The following is a 17,561-nucleotide window of genomic DNA, read 5'->3' on the forward strand; positions in this document are numbered from 1 at the left end:
TCAGGCTCCCATCACCAGAATCAGGGTGGCGCATACACAGACATATAACGCGCCCTCGAACAGGGCTTCATGCCAGACGAAACGCAGCACACCCAGGCGGCGCAGGAACCAGTCCAGCAGCAGGAAAATCGGCAAGGCCAGCAACAGGGCCTGGGCGATCGGTGGCAGGTACACGCCGCCTATTTCCAGATCAATGGGCAAGGGCTGGCACTCCTTTGGGTTCGGCGGGTAGAAAGTGTTGGCGATGCCGCTCCAGAAACGACACCACGATCAGCAGCGCCACACGCATCCTGAACACCGACCACAGGTGCTCATGAACCACCAGCTGCAGGTCGTCCATTTCATCGCCCAAGGCATGCAGGTTGGCAAGCAGCAGGTTGAGGTCGATTCCGGGTCGCCCGGCGACCAATCGGCCGGTCTCACGAACGGCGGCCATCAGGCGGTTTTGTTGTTCGGTACTGAGCAATGTGTTGCCTTGCCCCTGTTGCCTGAGCTGGTTCAACGCCACACCCAGCGCCATGCACCCCAGGCTGACCTCGAACAGCTCGCTGGATTGCTTGTCCCGGGTGGCCGGCAACAGTCCCAACATCATGGTCAGGCGATCGACCATGCGACTTTCAAAGGCAAACTGCTGTTCATCGGTCGCCGGGGTCTTCAATAAGGCGTAGACCTGCTCACAATTCTCTTTGAACAGTCGGCGAATCCGCAGATCGGGCCTGAATGGAAAGATCAGCGCATAGACACTCAATGCCAGCGTGGCGGCGCAGATATACGCACCAGCGAACTCGAACCAGGCAATTGCGGTGTTTTGGCCTACGCCTACGTTTTGCGGACCCAGCAACAACATCGTCGTCAGCCCCAGCCCAATGCCCGTTCCCGTGGTTGGCGGACTGGACAGCCCCACCGCGACGGCATACAGCAACGGGGCCAATAACAAGGCGAGCAGTTCGAAATCGCTGATCATTGGAACCAGCAGGAACAGGTACAGCGCCGACACCACCAGGGCCAGCGCCAGCCCTCGGGCGAAGCTTTGGCTGGCCAGCAATGGCCGTGGGAACGTCGCCATCAACGAGCAGAGAATCCCGACCACGATCATCCCGCCCCGAGCGCCATCCCACGCGGTCTCGATCCAGATCAGGCCGGCGACCATCAATGCACTGAATGCGCGGATGGCGTTCATCGCCGCCAAGGTGAAGTCCAGGTGCAGCGGGTTGTCCTGGCCGCGGAACACGCAACTGGCTTGCCGTCCCTCCTGGATCGCGTCGCTCAGCTCGAGGATCTGCCCCAGTTGTTCCAGCATCCGCGCTTGTTCCCAGCGCAGCGCCCAGGCCAGTGACCGCAGCGTGGCCGGCATCGTTTCGGTAAGTTGCTCGGCCTTGTAGGCCAGGTCATCGAAACGCTGTTGCAAGGCCGAGAAGTGATGCCGCGCGTCAGCCGATAACGAGCGCCCTTGCACCGCCAGATCATCAAGAAAGGCCAGTTCTTCGGCACGCAGGTGCTGAACTTCCAGCGGCAATGCGCCTTCCCAGCGCTCGGTCAGCAATTCCCGCTGGTGGCGCAGCGCTGTCAGCCGCGAGGTCAGCAGCACCAGTTGATTGCCCAGCAACTGCACCAGCTCGTTAGCGCTGCGCAGGCGTGGCGCATCGTAATACAGATGCCGGCGAACCCCTTCCAGCGCGCTGATCGCACCGAGCAATTGCATCTGCCGCCGATGAAAATCCGCCTCGCTTTCTTCGGTGCGGATGACGGCGGCAGCGTGGGTCGCCAGCAGCTTGATGACCTGATCGATCTTGGCAAAGTAATCCCGTGCCACGGCCTCCGGGCGCGCAGTCAAAAGGCTGACAACGCAGACGCAGGCGACCGCCAGCAGCGTCTCGGTGACCCGCGTGACAGCCAGCAGGAACGTGCCATCCTGGTCTGGCACCGCCAGCAAGGCGACCACCACCGCCGTGTAACCGCTCAACACAAACGCCTGGGAGCTGGTGTAGCGCAACAAGGTGCCGCCAGCCGTACACAACGCCAGCCACAACCCCAACGTGATGATGAAAGGCAGCGGCGCCTGAGGAAAGATCGCCATGATCAACACCGCGACTGCCGCGCCCAGAGTGGTGCCGATGACCTGGCCAAAACTGCGGGCCAGGGCCATGCCAGACAACGGCTGGCTGACGATAACCACCGCCATGATTGACCACTTGGGCTGGTCAAGGTCGAACAGAAAGGCCAGGTACAGCGTCAGCAACCCGGCCGCGATGGTTCTCAACGCAAACAGCAGCACCCCTGGCCCGGGGTTGAGCATCGCTTTGAAGTACTGCAGAAACGGTTGCATGGAAACACTCGTGGAGTTATCTCCAGCAAGAGTAGTCACTGCTTCGGCGCCGCGACGGGTTTCAATGTCGACGCGACCTGTAGGCAAAATCGTCGCAATTGAACCGAGTCAGAGTTTGACTCACAGCGCCACCTGACCGAAGCTGACGGCTTTGCACAAGCTTGCCAGCTCCCGGATTCCTGCATGTCCCAGTCCCGCCGCTACGCGCTCATCAGCCTTTGTGTCCTGCTCGCCATCGTCCTTGCCTGGTTCTTCCTGCGCACGCCTGCCCCGGTGGTGCCGGAGGCCATCAAGCGCGGCTATAGCGAAGCGCTGACCCAGGCACGTGCCGGGCAGCCCGGCGCCGCGCGGGTGTTGTATCAGCAACTGGCGCGCCCCGACCTGTCGGCCAAGCGCCGTATCTGGCTGCATGCTGAACTGCCCAATTACCCGAGCCCGCTAGCCCTGAAACTGGCCGATGCTGACCTGCAAAACCCGTCCCCTGAAGTCCGCGTGGCGGCGATCAAGAGCATCAGCGGCCTGGTGCCCAACGGGCAGCGCAGCCTGTTGATCGGGCCGTTGCTGGAGGACAGCGAACAAAGTGTGCGCTTTGCCGCAATCAACGCCCTGCTGGGCTTGTCGCCGGATGATCTGGGCTTGTATTTCGGGCCTCTGCAACAAGCCATCGATGCCTGGGAGCAGGTCCTGAAGAGCCAACCCGAAAGCGCCGAAACCCAATACCAACTGGCCCGTCTGCACCTGCACAACGCCGAACTGAAAGAGGCGCAGCAGGCACTGGAGCGCACCTTGCAGCTGGACCCGGCGAATCTGCCGGCGCTGGTCATGCAGATTGAAGTACTGGATAAGCAAGGCCAAAGCGATGCAGCCCAGCAATTATTGGCAAAACAGTTAAAGGCGCAGCCCAACTCGGCCTACCTTCAACATGCGCTGGGACTGTGGTTGTTGCATCACGGACAAAGTGAATTTGCGTTGCTGGGGCTCTCGAAAGCCGTAGAGATCGAGCCCGGCAACAAGGACTATCGTTACGACCTGGCCACCACTTTGCACGACGAGCAAGAGCTGGAGGCTGCGCAAAAGCAGTTGCAGGAGATCGTCCAGCGCCACCCGGCCGACCGCAAGGCGCGGGTGTTGCTGATCAATTACTGGAAGGAAAGTGGCCAGTTGCAGAACGTGCAGATTTTGCTGGCACAACTGGAGCAACTCAACCCGGACGACCCGGCGTTGCAGCAAGGGCTCTAAGCGTTTTTCGGCACGACCTCTCACAGACAGACACAAAAGGTTGAACCGTCGCCACGGCAAAAGGTCAAGTGATCAGGCAGTACATTCAGGCACCTCAGCCTGCTGCCTCGCTTCCCCTAGTCATGAGAGGGTTTTTTTTGTCTACATCTAACGAGCTGTTCAGTGCAAAAGCCGCTACCGGTATAGAGGGTCTGGATGACATCCTCGCCGGTGGGTTTTCCCGAGGTCATGTGTTTTTGCTGGAGGGTGAACCCGGAACCGGCAAAACCACGGTCGCTTTGCATTTTTTGCTGGCCGGCGCTCGTGCCGGCGAGCGCTCGTTGTACATCACCCTGTCGGAGACCGAGCGCGAACTGCGCCAAGGCGCGTTGTCCCACGGCTGGGATCTGGACGAGAACATCCACATTTTCGAGCTGACACCGCCTGAAAGCCTGCTCAATGCCGAGCATCAGCAGAGCCTGCTCTACTCTTCCGACCTTGAGTTGGGTGAGGCCACCAAGCAGATATTCGAAGTGGTCGAGCGCGTCAAACCTACCCGGGTAGTCCTCGACAGTCTTTCCGAAATCCGTCTTCTGGCCCAGAGCTCCCTGCGATATCGCCGGCAGATTCTGGCCATCAAGCACTACTTCGTGCGCTACGACGCCACGGTGCTGTTGCTTGATGACCTGACCACCGAATCCCTCGACAAAACCGTGCACAGCGTGGCACACGGCGTGGTTCGTCTCGAAGAACTGACGCCCAACTATGGCGCGGAACGGCGGCGGATCCGCGTGGTGAAATACCGTGGACAGAAATACCGTGGCGGCTTCCATGACTTCACCATCATGGGCGACGGCGTACATGTGTTTCCGCGCCTGGTGGCGGCTGAACATCGCGGCGGATACACCCGCCAGCAGTTGACCAGCGGGATCAAGGAAATGGACGCCCTGCTCGGCGGCGGTATCGAGACCGGCTCCAGCACGCTGATCCTGGGCCCCGCCGGTACCGGCAAATCGCTGATTTCGATGATCTTCGCCGCGGCGGCCGTGGCGCGAGGTGAAAAATCCGCGTTGTTCATCTTCGACGAAGAGCTGGGCCTGCTGTTCGAGCGCATGAAGAACATGGGCATCGACTTGAAGGTCCTGCAAGACACCGGCAACTTGCTGATCGAACAAGTCGACGCCGCCGAGCTGTCCCCCGGCGAGTTTTCGCACCGGGTTCGTCGTTGTGTCGACGAGCAAGCAATCAAAACCGTGGTGATCGACAGCATCAACGGCTATCAGGCCGCGATGCCCGAGGAAAACGCGCTGGTGCTGCACATGCATGAGTTGCTGCTTTACCTCAATCGCCGAGGCGCGGCAACGTTCATGACCGTGGCCCAGCATGGTCTGGTCGGAGACATGCAAGCCCCGGTCGACATTACTTATCTGGCTGACACGGTGATTCTGTTGCGTTACTTCGAAGCCCTGGGCAAGGTTCGCCGGGCGATCTCGATCATCAAGAAGCGTACCGGCAGCCACGAATCGACCATCCGCGAATACCGCATTGGTAAAAGTGGCATGACGATTGGTGAGCCGCTGGACGCCTTCCAGGGTGTATTACGTGGCGTACCGACCTACCTCGGCGCCAGCCAGCCGTTGCTCAAGGATGATGCCCGGTGAACAGTGTCGAGGCGAAGTCCGAGCGCGCGATCATTCTCGCGCCACTGGGACGCGACAGCCAGATTGCGCTGATGATGCTCAACGAGGCAGGGTTCGAAGGCCTTGTCGCCCGCGACCTGATCACATTGTGCGACGAACTGGCACGAGGCGCCGGCCTGCTGGTGATTTCCTCGGAAGCGCTATTGGGTTGTGACCTGGCCCCTCTAATGAGTCTGATCGATGCACAACCGGCCTGGTCGGACTTGCCGATCGTCCTGATGACCCACCACGGTGGCCCCGAGCAGAACCCCGCTTCGCGATTTGGCCCGCAGCTCGGCAACGTGACCTTCCTTGAGCGCCCGTTTCACCCGGTGACGTTGATCAGCCTGGTCACCACGGCGCTACGGGGTCGACGACGACAGTACGAAGCCAGGGACCGGATGATCGACCTGACTCAAAGCGAACTGCGCCTGCAAACCACGCTCGAAACCCTCGAACAACAGGTCGAAGAGCGCACCGCCCAATTACGCCACAATGAAGAGGCGCTCAGGCAATCGCAGAAAATGGAAGCGGTCGGCCAACTCACCGGCGGCATCGCTCATGACTTCAATAACATGCTGACCGGTATCATCGGCAGTCTCGAGCTGCTGCGTCGGCGCCTGGCCCGAGGGCGCACCGAAAACCTGGACGACCTGATTGATCTTGGGGTGACATCCGCCAACCGTGCGGCAGGCCTGACCCATCGACTGTTGGCATTTTCCCGGCGTCAGTCACTGGATTCCAAGCCGGTGAAAATGAACACCTTGGTGGTGTCCATGGGTGAGCTCCTGCAACGCAGCCTCAACGAAAGCATTCAGCTGGACATGCAGCTGGATGAGAATCTTTGGGTGGCCGAGGCTGACCCCAATCAACTCGAAAGCGCCCTGCTCAACCTGGTGCTCAATGCCCGTGATGCCATGCCCGAGGGCGGGAATCTGGTGGTCAGCACCTCCAACCAGCAATTGGACGCGACCTTCGCTCAGGCCAATGGCAACCTGCAACCCGGTGATTACGTTGTCTTGCAAGTCACCGATACCGGTTGCGGCATGCCGGAAAGCACCATCAGCCGAGCCTTTGATCCGTTCTTCACGACCAAGCCAATCGGCCAGGGAACGGGGCTGGGGTTGTCGATGATTTACGGGTTCAGCAAGCAGTCTGGCGGTCACGTCACCATCCAGAGTGAAGTGGGCAACGGCACCACGGTGAGCCTGTATCTGCCGCGTTACTGGGGCGAGCTGGATGAGGACACGCAAATCGATGTCGCACACGCGCCCCATGCCCTGGAAGGTGAAACAGTGCTGATCGTCGAGGACGACCCGGCGGTCCGCGTGCTGGTCAGCGCGGTACTGAGTGAGTTGGGCTATGCCTTCGTGGAAGCCGGCGATGCCAACAGCGCAGTGCCGATTCTGGATTCGGGCCAGCGTATCGACCTGTTGATCAGTGACGTGGGGTTACCGGGGATGAATGGCCGGCAACTGGCGGAAATCGGGCGCCAATACCGGCCTGATCTGAAAGTGTTGTTCATCACCGGTTACGCCGAACATGCCGCGGTGCGTGGAGGTTTTCTCGACCCGGGCATGCAGCTGATCACCAAGCCATTCACCTTCGACCTGCTGACGGCCAAAGTGCGCGAGATGATCAGAATCTGAAAGCCCCGACAAACGGGGCTTTGGGGATAGTCAGGACAGCATGTCCTGCATGAGTTCCTGCAACACATCCAGATCGAACGGCTTGCCAAGGATCGGTGCCTTGCGCGTGATCGGGCTGTCGGTTTCGCGGATTTCCTGCGGATAACCACTGATGAAAATCACTTTGAGTTCCGGTCGCAACTTCACCGCAGGCTCAGCGATCTGTACCCCGGAAATCCCGCCTGGCAGACGGAAGTCGGTGATCATCATGTCCAGGTGCGGTTTGCTGGCCAGGATTTCGAACGCCTGCTCGCCGTTTTCGGCCTGCAACACCCGGTACCCTTCCCCCGAAAGATAGGCAGATAAAACCATCAGGATCGAGGGGTCATCCTCGACGATCAATACCACATCTTGTGCATCTTCACTCATGGGAAGCCTTTGTTCGGTCAATTGCTGCTGATACGACCATGGGGTCGATCAGAGGTTGCGTTTATCCGGCTGTTTTCCTATAGCGGCAGACAAACGCGAAACAAGGCGCCTTCGCCAATCCGGCTCTCGACGGTGATGGAGCCACCGTGGGCAGTGACAATCTGCTCCGAAATAAACAGTCCCAGTCCCAATCCAGCAACGACGGTCTTGGCGGAAACCCGTTCGAATTGCTGAAAAATGCGCCGCTGGTTCTCTTCGCTGATACCGATACCACGATCCTGAACCTCGACCCGCGCCTGGCCGTCCTGGGTGAACACGCGAACATCAATCGTACCCTTGCCACCATAGCGCAATGCGTTGGTCAGCAGATTCGAGATCACCTGTTCGATACGAAATTCGTCCCAATTACCGACAACTGGCTGGTCGGCGGTAAACGTCACCGCCGTTTCGGCGGCATCGATCTGCGGCGCAAAGTTTTGCAGCAGATTGCTGACCAATTTCACCAGATCAAATTGACTGGTACGAATCGATAGCTTGCCCGTGCGGATTCGCGACACATCGAGCATGTCCTCGATCAGGCGAATCAGGCTTTTGATCTGCCGCTCGTCCCGGTCGACCATGGCGTGCATCTTGTCCAGGGTGAACGCCGCGGCGTTGTCCCGGGCCAGGTGCATCTTGCGCAACTGAGTCTCGAGGATCAGGCCATTGAGCGGCGTACGCAGTTCGTGGGCGACGATGGACATGAAGTCGTCACGCATGCGCACGGCTTGTTCGAGCTCATTCTGGGTCGCCTGCAACTGCTTGAGCAATGCCTCCTGCTCCCGGCGACTTCGCTCCAGCGCTTCGACCTGTTGCTTCATCGCCTTGCTCTGGCGATACAAGTCGACGAACACGTTGACCTTGCTCTTGACCGCATGAATGTCCAGCGGCTTGTGCAGGAAGTCCACGGCGCCACTTTCGTAGCCTTTGAACGCATAGTTCAGCTCACGACCGGCGGCGCTGACGAACACGATCGGGATGTTCTTGGTCTTCTCCGTGCCGCGCATCAACTCGGCCAGCTCAAAACCGTTCATGCCCGGCATCTGCACGTCGAGAATGGCCATGGCGAATTCGTGTTGAAGTAACAACGACAGGGCTTCGTCGGCGGACAAGGCTTTGTAGACGATGCGGTCTTCACGCTTGATCAACGCTTCCAGCGCCAGCAAATTCTCCGGCAGATCGTCGACTATCAGCAGTTTGGCTTGGATGTTACTTAGCATGCTATTTGTTCCAGCTCGACAATCAGACGGCCGATGCCGCGTATAGGAAGAATGTGGTCTGGCTGGTGTATATCCAGCGCAGCTTGCGGCATGGTTGAAACTTGAGCTTCGTCGGGGTCCTGCACGACAGTCAGCCCGCCACGTTGCTTGACCAGGGCCATTCCGCGCGCTCCATCCTGGTTGGCCCCGGTCAACAGCACCGCTGCAAGCGTCGGACCGTAGGCATCGGCCGCCGACTCAAACAGGAAATCGATGGCTGGCCGCGAATGATGCACGCGCGGCTCCAGGCTCAAGGAGAAACTGCGATCCTGCTCCACCGACAAGTGATAACCGGGGCCTGCAAAATACAGCGTTCCTGCTTCGACCAGCGTTTTGTCGATGGCTTCCAGGACAGGCATGGCGACTCGCCGCGCGAACACTTCGGCCAATTGGCTGCGACGTGCTTCAGGCAAGTGCAGCACCACGATGATCGGGAGCACGAACCCCTTGCGCAGCGGGCTGAGAATAGTCAGCAACGCCTCGACACCTCCGGCCGAAGCACCGATCACAATCGCTTCCACAGCAGGCAAACCCGCAGCACTGTTCATGATTTTCGATAAATCCGTTCTTGTTTGACCAGTGTCTCGAACTGATTGCCAAAGGCCGAAAAATCCAGGGTTTCCTTACTGCCCAGCACCAGGAATCCGCGATGGCAGAGGGATTCATGAAACAGGCCAAAGGCACGATCTTGAAGTTTTTTATTGAAATAAATCAATACGTTGCGACACGAAATTAATTGAGTTTCTGAAAATACGCTATCGGTCGCAAGGCTGTGATCGGCGAACGTCACGTTTTCGCACAGGCTCTTGTCAAAAATGGCGTAACCGTACGCCGCCGTATAGTAATCAGAGAGCGAACGCTGGCCACCAGCCTGCTGGTAGTTCTGAGTGTAGGCACGGACATTCTCCATGGAGAAAATCCCTTGCTTGGCTTTCTCCAGCGAACGCGGATTGATGTCGGTGGCATAGATGATGGTGCGGTCGAGCAAGCCTTCTTCGCGCAACAGTATCGCCGTCGAATAGACTTCTTCGCCTGTGCTGCACCCGGCGATCCAGATCTTGATCGACGGGTAGGTCTTGAGCAGCGGCACCACTTCTTTGCGGATCGCCAGGAAATGCGAAGGGTCACGAAACATTTCACTGACCGGAATCGTCAGCAACTGCAGCAATTGCATGAACGCGGTGGGATCGTGCAGCACTTTCTCTTGCAAGGCCGAAATGGTATTGCACTCGAATTGACCCAGCGCATGATTGACCCGGCGCTTGATCGATGCGCCGGAATAGTCACGAAAGTCGTAGCTGTACTTGAGGTAGATCGCCTCGATCAACAATCGCAGTTCGATCTCGCTATTTCGCTCCACTGAACAATCGCGCTCCACTTAGATACGTTCCATCTTCGGTAACCACACTCGAATCAACGAGAACAGACGGTCCAGGTCGATGGGTTTTGCCAGGTAGTCGTTGGAACCGGCCTGCAGGCAGCGTTCCTGATCGTCCTTCATGGCCTTGGCCGTTACCGCAATGATCGGCAGCTTGCGCCAGCGCGGGTCCTTGCGGATCTCGATAGTGGCTTCGTAACCGTCCATCTCCGGCATCATCACGTCCATCAGCACCAGGTCGATGTCCTCGACTTCATTCAATCTTTCAATCGCTTCGCGACCGTTGCGACCAATGACCACCACAGCGCCTTTGTGCTCCAGTGCGCTGGTCAGGGCGAAAATGTTGCGCACATCGTCATCCACCAGCAGTATTTTCCGACCCTCGAAGACCTTGTCGCGGCTGCGCGCGGTCTTGAGCATCCTTTGCCGTTCATGGGACAGCTTGGATTCGACTTTGTGCAGAAAGAGTGTGACCTCATCCAGCAGACGCTCGGGCGAGCGCGCGCCCTTGATGATGATCGAGCGCGAATATTTGCGCAGCTCGGTTTCTTCGTCCCGCGTCAGGTTGCGCCCGGTGTAGACGATGACCGGGGGGAATGAGCAGATATCCTCGGTGGACATTCGCTTGAGCAAGTCGTTGCCGAGCATGTCCGGCAACTTGAGGTCGATGATCATGCAGTCGAAATTGGTCGTGCGCAGTTGCTCGAGTGCGTCCTGCGCCAAACCGACAGCGGTGATCTCGATGTCTTCATCGCCGATCAGCCGCGCAATGCTGTCACGCTGCAGATCGTCATCTTCGACCAGCAGCACGCGCTTGACCTTCTGGGTAAGCTTGGCTTCGAGGCGCGCAAACACGTCCTTGAGCTCTTCGCGGGTGGTCGGTTTGACCGCGTAGCCGATAGCGCCCATGTGCATGGCGGCCTCGACCCGATCTTCGACCGAAATGACATGCACCGGAATGTGGCGGGTTGCGGCGTGCTCTTTAAGGCGCTGCAACACGGTCAGCCCGGAATGATCGGGCAGGCGCATGTCCAGCAGAATGGCGTCGGGGATGTACTCTTTGGCCAGGTCGTAACCCTCGTCCGCGCCATGGGCAACCAGGCACTGGTAACCCAGCTCGTGCGCCAGATCGTAAAGAATGTGCGCAAAATTCGGCTCATCCTCCACCACCAGAATGCACCGGGTGGCGAACGGCGCCTTGGCGCGGTCATCGGCAAAACGCGGAATGTTGACTTCGGCGATCAGCGGCACAGGCGCAGGCGCCGTGGCTGCCACGCGTGGCGTCACGGCGACCGGCGTGGCCTGCATCGGCTCGACCGGCTGGTCGCCCGGTTCGACATACTGCTGCGGCAAGACCAGCGTGAACACACTGCCCTGCCCCGGCTCGCTGGTGACACTGATGGAGCCGCCCAGCAAGGCCGCAAGATCCCGGGAAATCGACAAGCCCAGGCCCGTGCCGCCATAACGACGATTGGTGGTGCCATCGGCCTGGCGGAAGGCTTCGAAAATGCTTTCCTGCTGGTCAGCGGCGATGCCGATCCCGGAATCGCGAACAATAAAGGCGATGCCGTCGTTTGGCTGGGACGCCACGGTCAGGCTGACCGTGCCTTTTTCAGTGAATTTCACCGCGTTCGACAGCAGGTTCTTGATGACTTGCTCCAGACGCTGGCGGTCGGTGAACAACATCATCGGCGAACCGGGTTGCAAGTCGACCTCGAACTTCAACTTCTTGTTGGTGGCCATCGGCTCGAACATCGAGCTCAGCCCGTCCACCAGACGCGCAACACTGGTGTTCTCGGGGCGCATTTCCAGCTTGCCGGCCTCGACCTTGGAAATATCGAGGATGTCATTGATCAGATTGAGCAAGTCATTGCCGGCCGAATAGATCGATTCGGCAAATTTCACCTGCTCGGGCGTGAGATTTTCCTGAGGGTTCTCTGCCAGCAACTTGGCCAGAATCAACGAACTGTTGAGCGGCGTGCGCAGTTCGTGGGACATGTTGGCGAGAAATTCGGATTTGTACTTGCTGGAGCGCTGCAACTCTTCGGCGCGCTCTTCAAGTTGAGTCTGGGCCTGATTGAGTTCGGTGTTCTTCAAGTCCATCGCATCGCGCTGGTCGGCCAGAACCTGCGCCTGCTCGGCCAATTGTTCGTTGGTCTGCTCCAACTCGACCTGCTGGGTTTCCAGATACGCCTGGGATTCCTTGAGAATCCGCGACTGCTCTTCCAGCTCTTCGTTGGCGGTCTTGAGCTCTTCCTGCTGGACTTGCAGCTCTTCATTGAGTTGCTGGGTCTCGGCCAGGACTTCCTGCAAGCGCTGGCGGTAGCGTGCTGCCTCGATCGAAGTGCCGATGTTGCCGGCAATCAGTTCGAGCAACTCAACGTCACGCTCTTCCAGCGGTCGCAGGAATCCCAGTTCGATCACGCCATTAATCCGGTCGTCATCGCTGGTTGGTACGACAAGCACGCTACGTGGCAAGCCCTCACCCAAGCCGGAGCTGACTTTGAAATAGTCGCTTGGTACGTCATCGAGGCGAATCAGGCGGGCCCGGCTCGCCACCTGGCCAACGATCCCTTCATCACTGGAGATATGCTGATCGCGCTCTTCCTGTTCGCGCGAAAAACCGTAGGACGCGATACGCCGCAAACTGCCATGCTCTTCACGAACATAAAGAGCAGCCACCGCAATGCCCAGGTACTGGGCGCAAAATTGCAGAATGTTGCGCCCCAGCACATTAAGCGACAGTTGCCCCAGCACTTGCTCGGCCAGTTCGGTCTGGCCATTGCGCAGCCAGGCTTGCCGCTCCAGTCGCGAGGCGGCGGTTTGCTGCGCCGCCAGGTTGGCGCTGTAATCCTGCGACAGGTTGAGCAGATCCCGGCGCCCGATGTACGCCAGCAAGGCGCTGATGGCGGCGATGAACAACAGGTACAGCGAGATGCTCCAGATCGTGGTGCGACGCACTTCTTCGTTGCGCGCGGTGCGCAACTGCTGCTCCATGTCGATCACGTCTTCGAACTGCTTGCGGATCTCATCGGTCAGGCGCTTGCCGCGACCGGCCTTGACCGCATTACGGTAATCACCGCTGGCGCGCTGCAAATCGATCATCGTTTGCGCATAGGCAGCCCATTCCGCTTGCAAAGCCTGGAGCCGGCGCAAGCGATCGGTCTGCACCGGGTTATCGGCAGTCAGTTCGAGCAAGGTATTGAGTGCGACCGCGATTCTCGGCTTGGCCGTTTCGTAGGGGTCGAGGAAATGCTCGTCGCCACTGAGCAGGAAGCCGCGCATGCCGGTTTCCAGATCGACGGTCAGCTTCACGGCTTCGTTGGCGTTATTGATCACCCGGTCGGTGTGCTCGACCCACTGGATCACCGACAATAAATAGGTGATCAGCGAGACAAAGAACACCGCACTGATGACGCCGACGCCCAGTGGCAGGCTGATGTTGCGACTCAGGAGTTTGCGAAATCGTTGCTCATCAACCGAAGACACCGTGGTCATGGGGAAGCCTTGTCGAACTGTTCAAAACCAGGGAGTTTGCCCCAAAAAGGCGGTATTGATCTAATTTTCTGAGCAATGGACGTGCAAACGGCTTCTTTTAGCTGCGCCCGCTTGAAAGGAGCGGTTATCCTTGCGCGCCCTTGTACGGCTATTCTTTTTGTACAGCGTTGGGAACTTGTCGGGATCCGCCACTTACTCATGCAAGAGCCCGGCAATTTTGTGCGTCCGGTACCCGCAAACCAATCATTGAGAGCCTCACTATGACCTCCCACCCGTCCATCATTCTTGTTGTCGAAGACGATGCCATCGTGCGCATGTTGATTGTCGATGTGCTGGAGGAGCTGGAGTACACCGTGCTTGAGGCGGACGGCAGCGAGAAAGCCCTTGAATTCCTGAACGATGAAGACCAGTACATCGATTTGATGATGACCGATGTCGGCCTGCCCGTGATGGACGGGCGCGAGCTGGCGACACAGGCACGGATGTTGCGCCCTGAACTGCCGATCCTGTTCGCCAGCGGTTATGCCGAAAACATTGATGTGCCTGAAGGCATGCAGGTGATCGGCAAGCCATTTTCCATCGATCAGTTGCGCGACAAGGTCAAAAGCATGGTTTCATCCCAAAGCGCTGACTGAAGGGCGTTGGACGGATAAGCACCGAGGCTGTGGTTTAATTACAGCCTTGCTCTCTCTCCGTCTTTTTCCCCGCATCAAGGAACGCCCTTACATGATTCAGCCCCGCGCAACCAAAGTCCTGGTCATTGGTTACGTCTGGCCCGAGCCCCGGTCTTCGGCGGCCAGCGGGCATGTGATGCAAATCCTCGATACGTTCTTGCAGCAGGGCTGGGACATCACATTCAGCAGTCCTGCCGGCACCGGCGAACATCGAGCCGACTTGACGGCACTGGGCATCCGCGAAGTGCCGATCGAGTTGAATAACAGCAGCTTCGATGCGTTTATCAGTGACCTCGCGCCGGACATCGTCCTGTTTGACCAGTTCATGATGGAAGAACAGTTCGGATGGCGCGTAGAGAAGTACTGCCCTGATGCGTTGCGCGTGCTTGAAACATCGGATCTGCAAAGCCTGCGGCGCGCTCGTCATCAACGACTCAAAGAACGTTTGAAACACAGCGACGATGCCAATGACTTCAGCGAATTGTTTGCGCCGGCGTTGCGTGAAGAGTTCGAACTGATGGCCGACAGCGATCTGGCCAAACGGGAGATCGCGGCGCTTTACCGCTGTGACGTGAACCTGATGATCTCCGAGGTGGAAATCGAATTGCTGGTCGAGCAGTTCAAGTTGCCACGCAACGTATTGCATTGGTGTCCACTGATGGTCGATGTGCCGGTTGCGCCGCCGACGGCATTCGCAGACCGGGCGCATTTCTTGAGCATCGGCAACTTTCGTCACGCTCCGAACTGGGATGCGGTGCTCTGGATGAAAACAGCCATCTGGCCGTTGATTCGCGAGCAACTGCCCGCGGCTCAGTTGCATATCTACGGTGCCTACACGCCGCCCAAGGCCACCGCGCTGCATAACCCGGCGCAGGGCTTTCATGTCATGAACTGGGCAGAAGATGCGTTACAGGTGATGTCGGCAGCACGTGTGTGCCTGGCGCCGCTTCGCTTCGGTGCAGGCATAAAAGGCAAGATTGTCGACGCCATGTTGTGTGGCACGCCCACCGTGACCACCCCCATCGGTGCAGAAGCGATGCACGGCAATCACCCCTGGCCCGGTGCCGTGGCCCGCACGGCTCGCGAAGTGGCTGACTGTGCGGTGCAGCTGTACAAGGATGAAGCGCTGTGGACGCAAGCCCAATCCCACGGGCAGACATTGCTCGCTGATCGTTATCGACAGTCAGAACATGGCCCGGCACTGATCGAAAAACTAGTGTATTGCCAACAGCACTTGGCACAACTTAGAAGTCATAACTTCATGGGCAGTATGCTGCGCCATCACCACCACAAAAGTACGCAATACATGGCGCAATGGATTGAGGCCAAAAACAAAGTCCCGATTTAAACTGTGCGTATCGACTTCACATATCTTGCATTACCACTTTGTTGATCACTCATCTGTTTCTCCTTATAAAGGGCTGGCCGAAGTTAGTAACGGACACTACTTCGGTTAACCGGCAACCTCTATCGATCTTTGCAAGGAAGCATTAAATGGACAACATCGTTCAAAATAACTACGCACTTAAAAACTGGATGGCCGCTACACCAGCCATTGATACTTTGTCACTCGCGGAGTTGACACTACCAGGCACTCATAACGCCGGCAGCGACTGGAAGGCATCCTGGCCGCTCATCCCCGGCGCCCATTGGCTGGCCTGCCAGCACGAATCGTTTTATTCCCAGCTGCGCCACGGCTCCCGAGTGCTTGACGTGCGCTTGACCCATGACGCCACTGCACAGGGCCTCGGCAAGTTATGCATTCACCACAACGGCTACCGCAACGGGCGTACGTTTGGGCATCTTTCCAGTGACGTGGAAAGATTTCTGCAAGAAAACCCGAATGAATTCATCATTCTGGACTTTCACGAATTGAGCGGGGATGCCTTTGATTTTGCCTACTTCAATAAGATGGTGATGCACTTTTTTGGGCACCGCCTGATTCCAAGCCAGAATCACACTTTGAGTCTTGGCCAACTCAAACAACTCAGCGCCAGTCAGCGCATTGTGGTCGCTGCGCCGCGGCACCGGGCAATTGACAGCAACGTGTTCATTCGGCAAATCGAGCATCAATGGTCCGGCATCGCCACCACCAGTGTCGCCGAGTTGCAGCAGCACATTACAAAGGTGCTGCGATACCCGCCAGGCACATGGGCTCCGTGGTCCCTGTCGGCGACGAGCTACAGCGCGCTGGGTGGTCCGGTGGATATCCATGACGAACTTGATGCGTGGTTTGATCCGAACAATAGCGACTGGGCGACCCAGTGCAACATTATCAACGTCGACTTTATTGAAGAGAGCAATATCGTGTCCTATTGCCGAACTGCAAACCTCAAAAAAGCCGCGAAGCAAGCCAAGTAGTTCGCCGTGCCATCAATGGGCTATTTTTGTGCAGGTATTTCCGTGACTGGCGATGCAGTCGCGCACTTCTATGCTGGGTCATGAACATCGTTCTTACGGGTGTGGGACGCCACCGCACTACACGAACTTCATCGCCCCCAGGGAGGGGGCGAGTCAACGACAAGGAACTGTCATGACCCACAACGCAGGCACCACGCTGGACAAACAAAACTGGATGCGTCACGTACTGGATGTTCATCGGTTGAAACTGACCGAGATTGTCTGGCCCGGTGCGCACAATGCCGGCATGGACAAGCAAGCACCCAACTATGACGTGGTGGTCGGCAACTGGACCACCTGCCAGAACGATTCATTTGCCTGGCAATTGTCAAACGGTGCACGGGCATTTGATATCCGCCTCGGTTATACCGAGGGCGCCGACCAGTCGATCTTCTATTTTCATCACAACGGATACCAGTCCCATCGTGTCCTCGATGAACTGATCACGGCGGTTTCAGCGTTCCTGGATCGTCACCCGGATGAATTCCTGGTGCTGGATTTCCACCAGCTCGGCGACGGGGCCAAACCCTTTGACCATCGAAAATTCAATGCGCTGTTGGTGAGCCGACTCGGACATCGGGTCATACCACCCACCGACGCCCTGAAAACGGTGGGAGAACTCAAGCGGCTCAGCACTCGCCGCAGGATAGTCTTGGCGGCGCCCGCCCAGCCCGAGCTGGATCTGGGTTATTTCTGGCCGCGTATCCCGCACAAGTGGATCAACAAGCGATTCAGCGACACCGATGACCTGAAAACCCACATCTCCAAAACCCTTGAAGACGCACCCTTCGAATCCTTCCTCTGGGCGTTATCGGCCACCAGCTATGCGTTTCTGGGAGGACCTCAAGACATCAAGGCCCAGATCAATGACTGGTTCGATCCCACCCGGGACTGGGTCACTCGCTGCAGCATCATCAATACCGACTTTTTCGATGAGTCAGAGATCGTCCGTTACTGCTGGACAGCCACCAGCATGAACGCCGTCTATGGCAGAGCCCTGCATGATCGGGCGCCGGCCTGACGTCGCAGCGCT

The 17,561-nt window shown here is 58.1% G+C and carries 14 protein-coding genes; 7 read left to right on the forward strand and 7 right to left on the reverse strand.

Annotation, left to right across the window (positions count from 1 at the left end; genetic code table 11):
- Together K5K95_RS27130 and K5K95_RS27135 are read right to left on the reverse strand one after the other, a co-directional pair.
- Window positions 1-201: a DUF1656 domain-containing protein gene (locus K5K95_RS27130; RefSeq protein WP_222586941.1), complete on the reverse strand. Its 201-nt coding sequence runs from the start codon at window positions 199-201 to the stop codon at window positions 1-3.
- The gene (locus K5K95_RS27135) at window positions 191-2,326 is read right to left on the reverse strand and encodes an FUSC family protein (RefSeq protein ID WP_222586942.1); all 2,136 of its coding nucleotides are present in this window, start codon (window positions 2,324-2,326) and stop codon (window positions 191-193) included. The genes K5K95_RS27130 and K5K95_RS27135 overlap by 11 nt, the downstream gene beginning before the upstream one ends.
- Window positions 2,327-2,509: 183 nt before the next feature.
- On the opposite strand from K5K95_RS27135, the gene K5K95_RS27140 reads away from it, so the two are divergent.
- From K5K95_RS27140 to K5K95_RS27150, 3 genes are all read left to right on the forward strand, one after another.
- The gene (locus tag K5K95_RS27140) at window positions 2,510-3,565 is read left to right on the forward strand and encodes a tetratricopeptide repeat protein (RefSeq protein ID WP_222586943.1); all 1,056 of its coding nucleotides are present in this window, start codon (window positions 2,510-2,512) and stop codon (window positions 3,563-3,565) included.
- A gap of 137 nt (window positions 3,566-3,702) precedes the next feature.
- Window positions 3,703-5,205: an ATPase domain-containing protein gene (locus tag K5K95_RS27145; RefSeq protein WP_222586944.1), complete on the forward strand. Its 1,503-nt coding sequence runs from the start codon at window positions 3,703-3,705 to the stop codon at window positions 5,203-5,205.
- Window positions 5,202-6,872: an ATP-binding protein gene (locus tag K5K95_RS27150; protein ID WP_222586945.1), complete on the forward strand. Its 1,671-nt coding sequence runs from the start codon at window positions 5,202-5,204 to the stop codon at window positions 6,870-6,872. The genes K5K95_RS27145 and K5K95_RS27150 overlap by 4 nt, the downstream gene beginning before the upstream one ends.
- Window positions 6,873-6,902: 30 nt before the next feature.
- Here K5K95_RS27150 and K5K95_RS27155 read toward each other — a convergent pair whose 3' ends face one another.
- From K5K95_RS27155 to K5K95_RS27175, 5 genes are all read right to left on the reverse strand, one after another.
- On the reverse strand, window positions 6,903-7,280 hold the full coding sequence (locus tag K5K95_RS27155; protein WP_010460444.1) for a response regulator: 378 nt from the start codon (window positions 7,278-7,280) through the stop codon (window positions 6,903-6,905).
- A 77-nt stretch (window positions 7,281-7,357) separates the two neighbouring features.
- The gene (locus K5K95_RS27160; RefSeq protein ID WP_222586946.1) at window positions 7,358-8,539 is read right to left on the reverse strand and encodes a hybrid sensor histidine kinase/response regulator; all 1,182 of its coding nucleotides are present in this window, start codon (window positions 8,537-8,539) and stop codon (window positions 7,358-7,360) included.
- Window positions 8,533-9,126, reverse strand: a complete 594-nt coding sequence (locus K5K95_RS27165) for a chemotaxis protein CheB (protein WP_222586947.1) — start codon at window positions 9,124-9,126, stop codon at window positions 8,533-8,535. Before K5K95_RS27165 ends, K5K95_RS27160 begins: the two co-directional genes overlap by 7 nt.
- The gene (locus K5K95_RS27170) at window positions 9,123-9,956 is read right to left on the reverse strand and encodes a CheR family methyltransferase (protein WP_222586948.1); all 834 of its coding nucleotides are present in this window, start codon (window positions 9,954-9,956) and stop codon (window positions 9,123-9,125) included. The genes K5K95_RS27165 and K5K95_RS27170 overlap by 4 nt, the downstream gene beginning before the upstream one ends.
- Complete coding sequence (locus tag K5K95_RS27175; protein WP_222586949.1) at window positions 9,957-13,454, reverse strand: response regulator; 3,498 nt, start codon at window positions 13,452-13,454, stop codon at window positions 9,957-9,959.
- A gap of 260 nt (window positions 13,455-13,714) precedes the next feature.
- On the opposite strand from K5K95_RS27175, the gene K5K95_RS27180 reads away from it, so the two are divergent.
- From K5K95_RS27180 to K5K95_RS27195, 4 genes are all read left to right on the forward strand, one after another.
- Window positions 13,715-14,089: a response regulator gene (locus K5K95_RS27180; RefSeq protein WP_222586950.1), complete on the forward strand. Its 375-nt coding sequence runs from the start codon at window positions 13,715-13,717 to the stop codon at window positions 14,087-14,089.
- 91 nt (window positions 14,090-14,180) lie between these two features.
- Window positions 14,181-15,476 (forward strand): glycosyltransferase, encoded by a 1,296-nt coding sequence (locus tag K5K95_RS27185; protein WP_222586951.1) that lies wholly within the window; start codon window positions 14,181-14,183, stop codon window positions 15,474-15,476.
- A 146-nt stretch (window positions 15,477-15,622) separates the two neighbouring features.
- Window positions 15,623-16,489: a phospholipase gene (locus K5K95_RS27190; RefSeq protein WP_222586952.1), complete on the forward strand. Its 867-nt coding sequence runs from the start codon at window positions 15,623-15,625 to the stop codon at window positions 16,487-16,489.
- 172 nt (window positions 16,490-16,661) lie between these two features.
- Window positions 16,662-17,549: a phospholipase gene (locus K5K95_RS27195; RefSeq protein WP_222586953.1), complete on the forward strand. Its 888-nt coding sequence runs from the start codon at window positions 16,662-16,664 to the stop codon at window positions 17,547-17,549.
- Window positions 17,550-17,561: the final 12 nt, after the last annotated feature.

The organism is Pseudomonas sp. DR48 (genome assembly GCF_019823085.1).
Taxonomy (GTDB): domain Bacteria; phylum Pseudomonadota; class Gammaproteobacteria; order Pseudomonadales; family Pseudomonadaceae; genus Aquipseudomonas.

Bases quoted from the DNA above. Each gene is read 5' to 3' on its own strand.
- K5K95_RS27135 (WP_222586942.1), bottom strand. From the start codon at position 2,326: ATGCAACCGTTTCTGCAGTACTTCAAAGCGATGCTCAACCCCGGGCCA.
- K5K95_RS27140 (WP_222586943.1), top strand. From the start codon at position 2,510: ATGTCCCAGTCCCGCCGCTACGCGCTCATCAGCCTTTGTGTCCTGCTC.
- K5K95_RS27155 (WP_010460444.1), bottom strand. From the start codon at position 7,280: ATGAGTGAAGATGCACAAGATGTGGTATTGATCGTCGAGGATGACCCC.
- K5K95_RS27160 (WP_222586946.1), bottom strand. From the start codon at position 8,539: ATGCTAAGTAACATCCAAGCCAAACTGCTGATAGTCGACGATCTGCCG.
- K5K95_RS27165 (WP_222586947.1), bottom strand. From the start codon at position 9,126: ATGAACAGTGCTGCGGGTTTGCCTGCTGTGGAAGCGATTGTGATCGGT.
- K5K95_RS27175 (WP_222586949.1), bottom strand. From the start codon at position 13,454: ATGACCACGGTGTCTTCGGTTGATGAGCAACGATTTCGCAAACTCCTG.
- K5K95_RS27180 (WP_222586950.1), top strand. From the start codon at position 13,715: ATGACCTCCCACCCGTCCATCATTCTTGTTGTCGAAGACGATGCCATC.
- K5K95_RS27185 (WP_222586951.1), top strand. From the start codon at position 14,181: ATGATTCAGCCCCGCGCAACCAAAGTCCTGGTCATTGGTTACGTCTGG.
- K5K95_RS27190 (WP_222586952.1), top strand. From the start codon at position 15,623: ATGGACAACATCGTTCAAAATAACTACGCACTTAAAAACTGGATGGCC.
- K5K95_RS27195 (WP_222586953.1), top strand. From the start codon at position 16,662: ATGACCCACAACGCAGGCACCACGCTGGACAAACAAAACTGGATGCGT.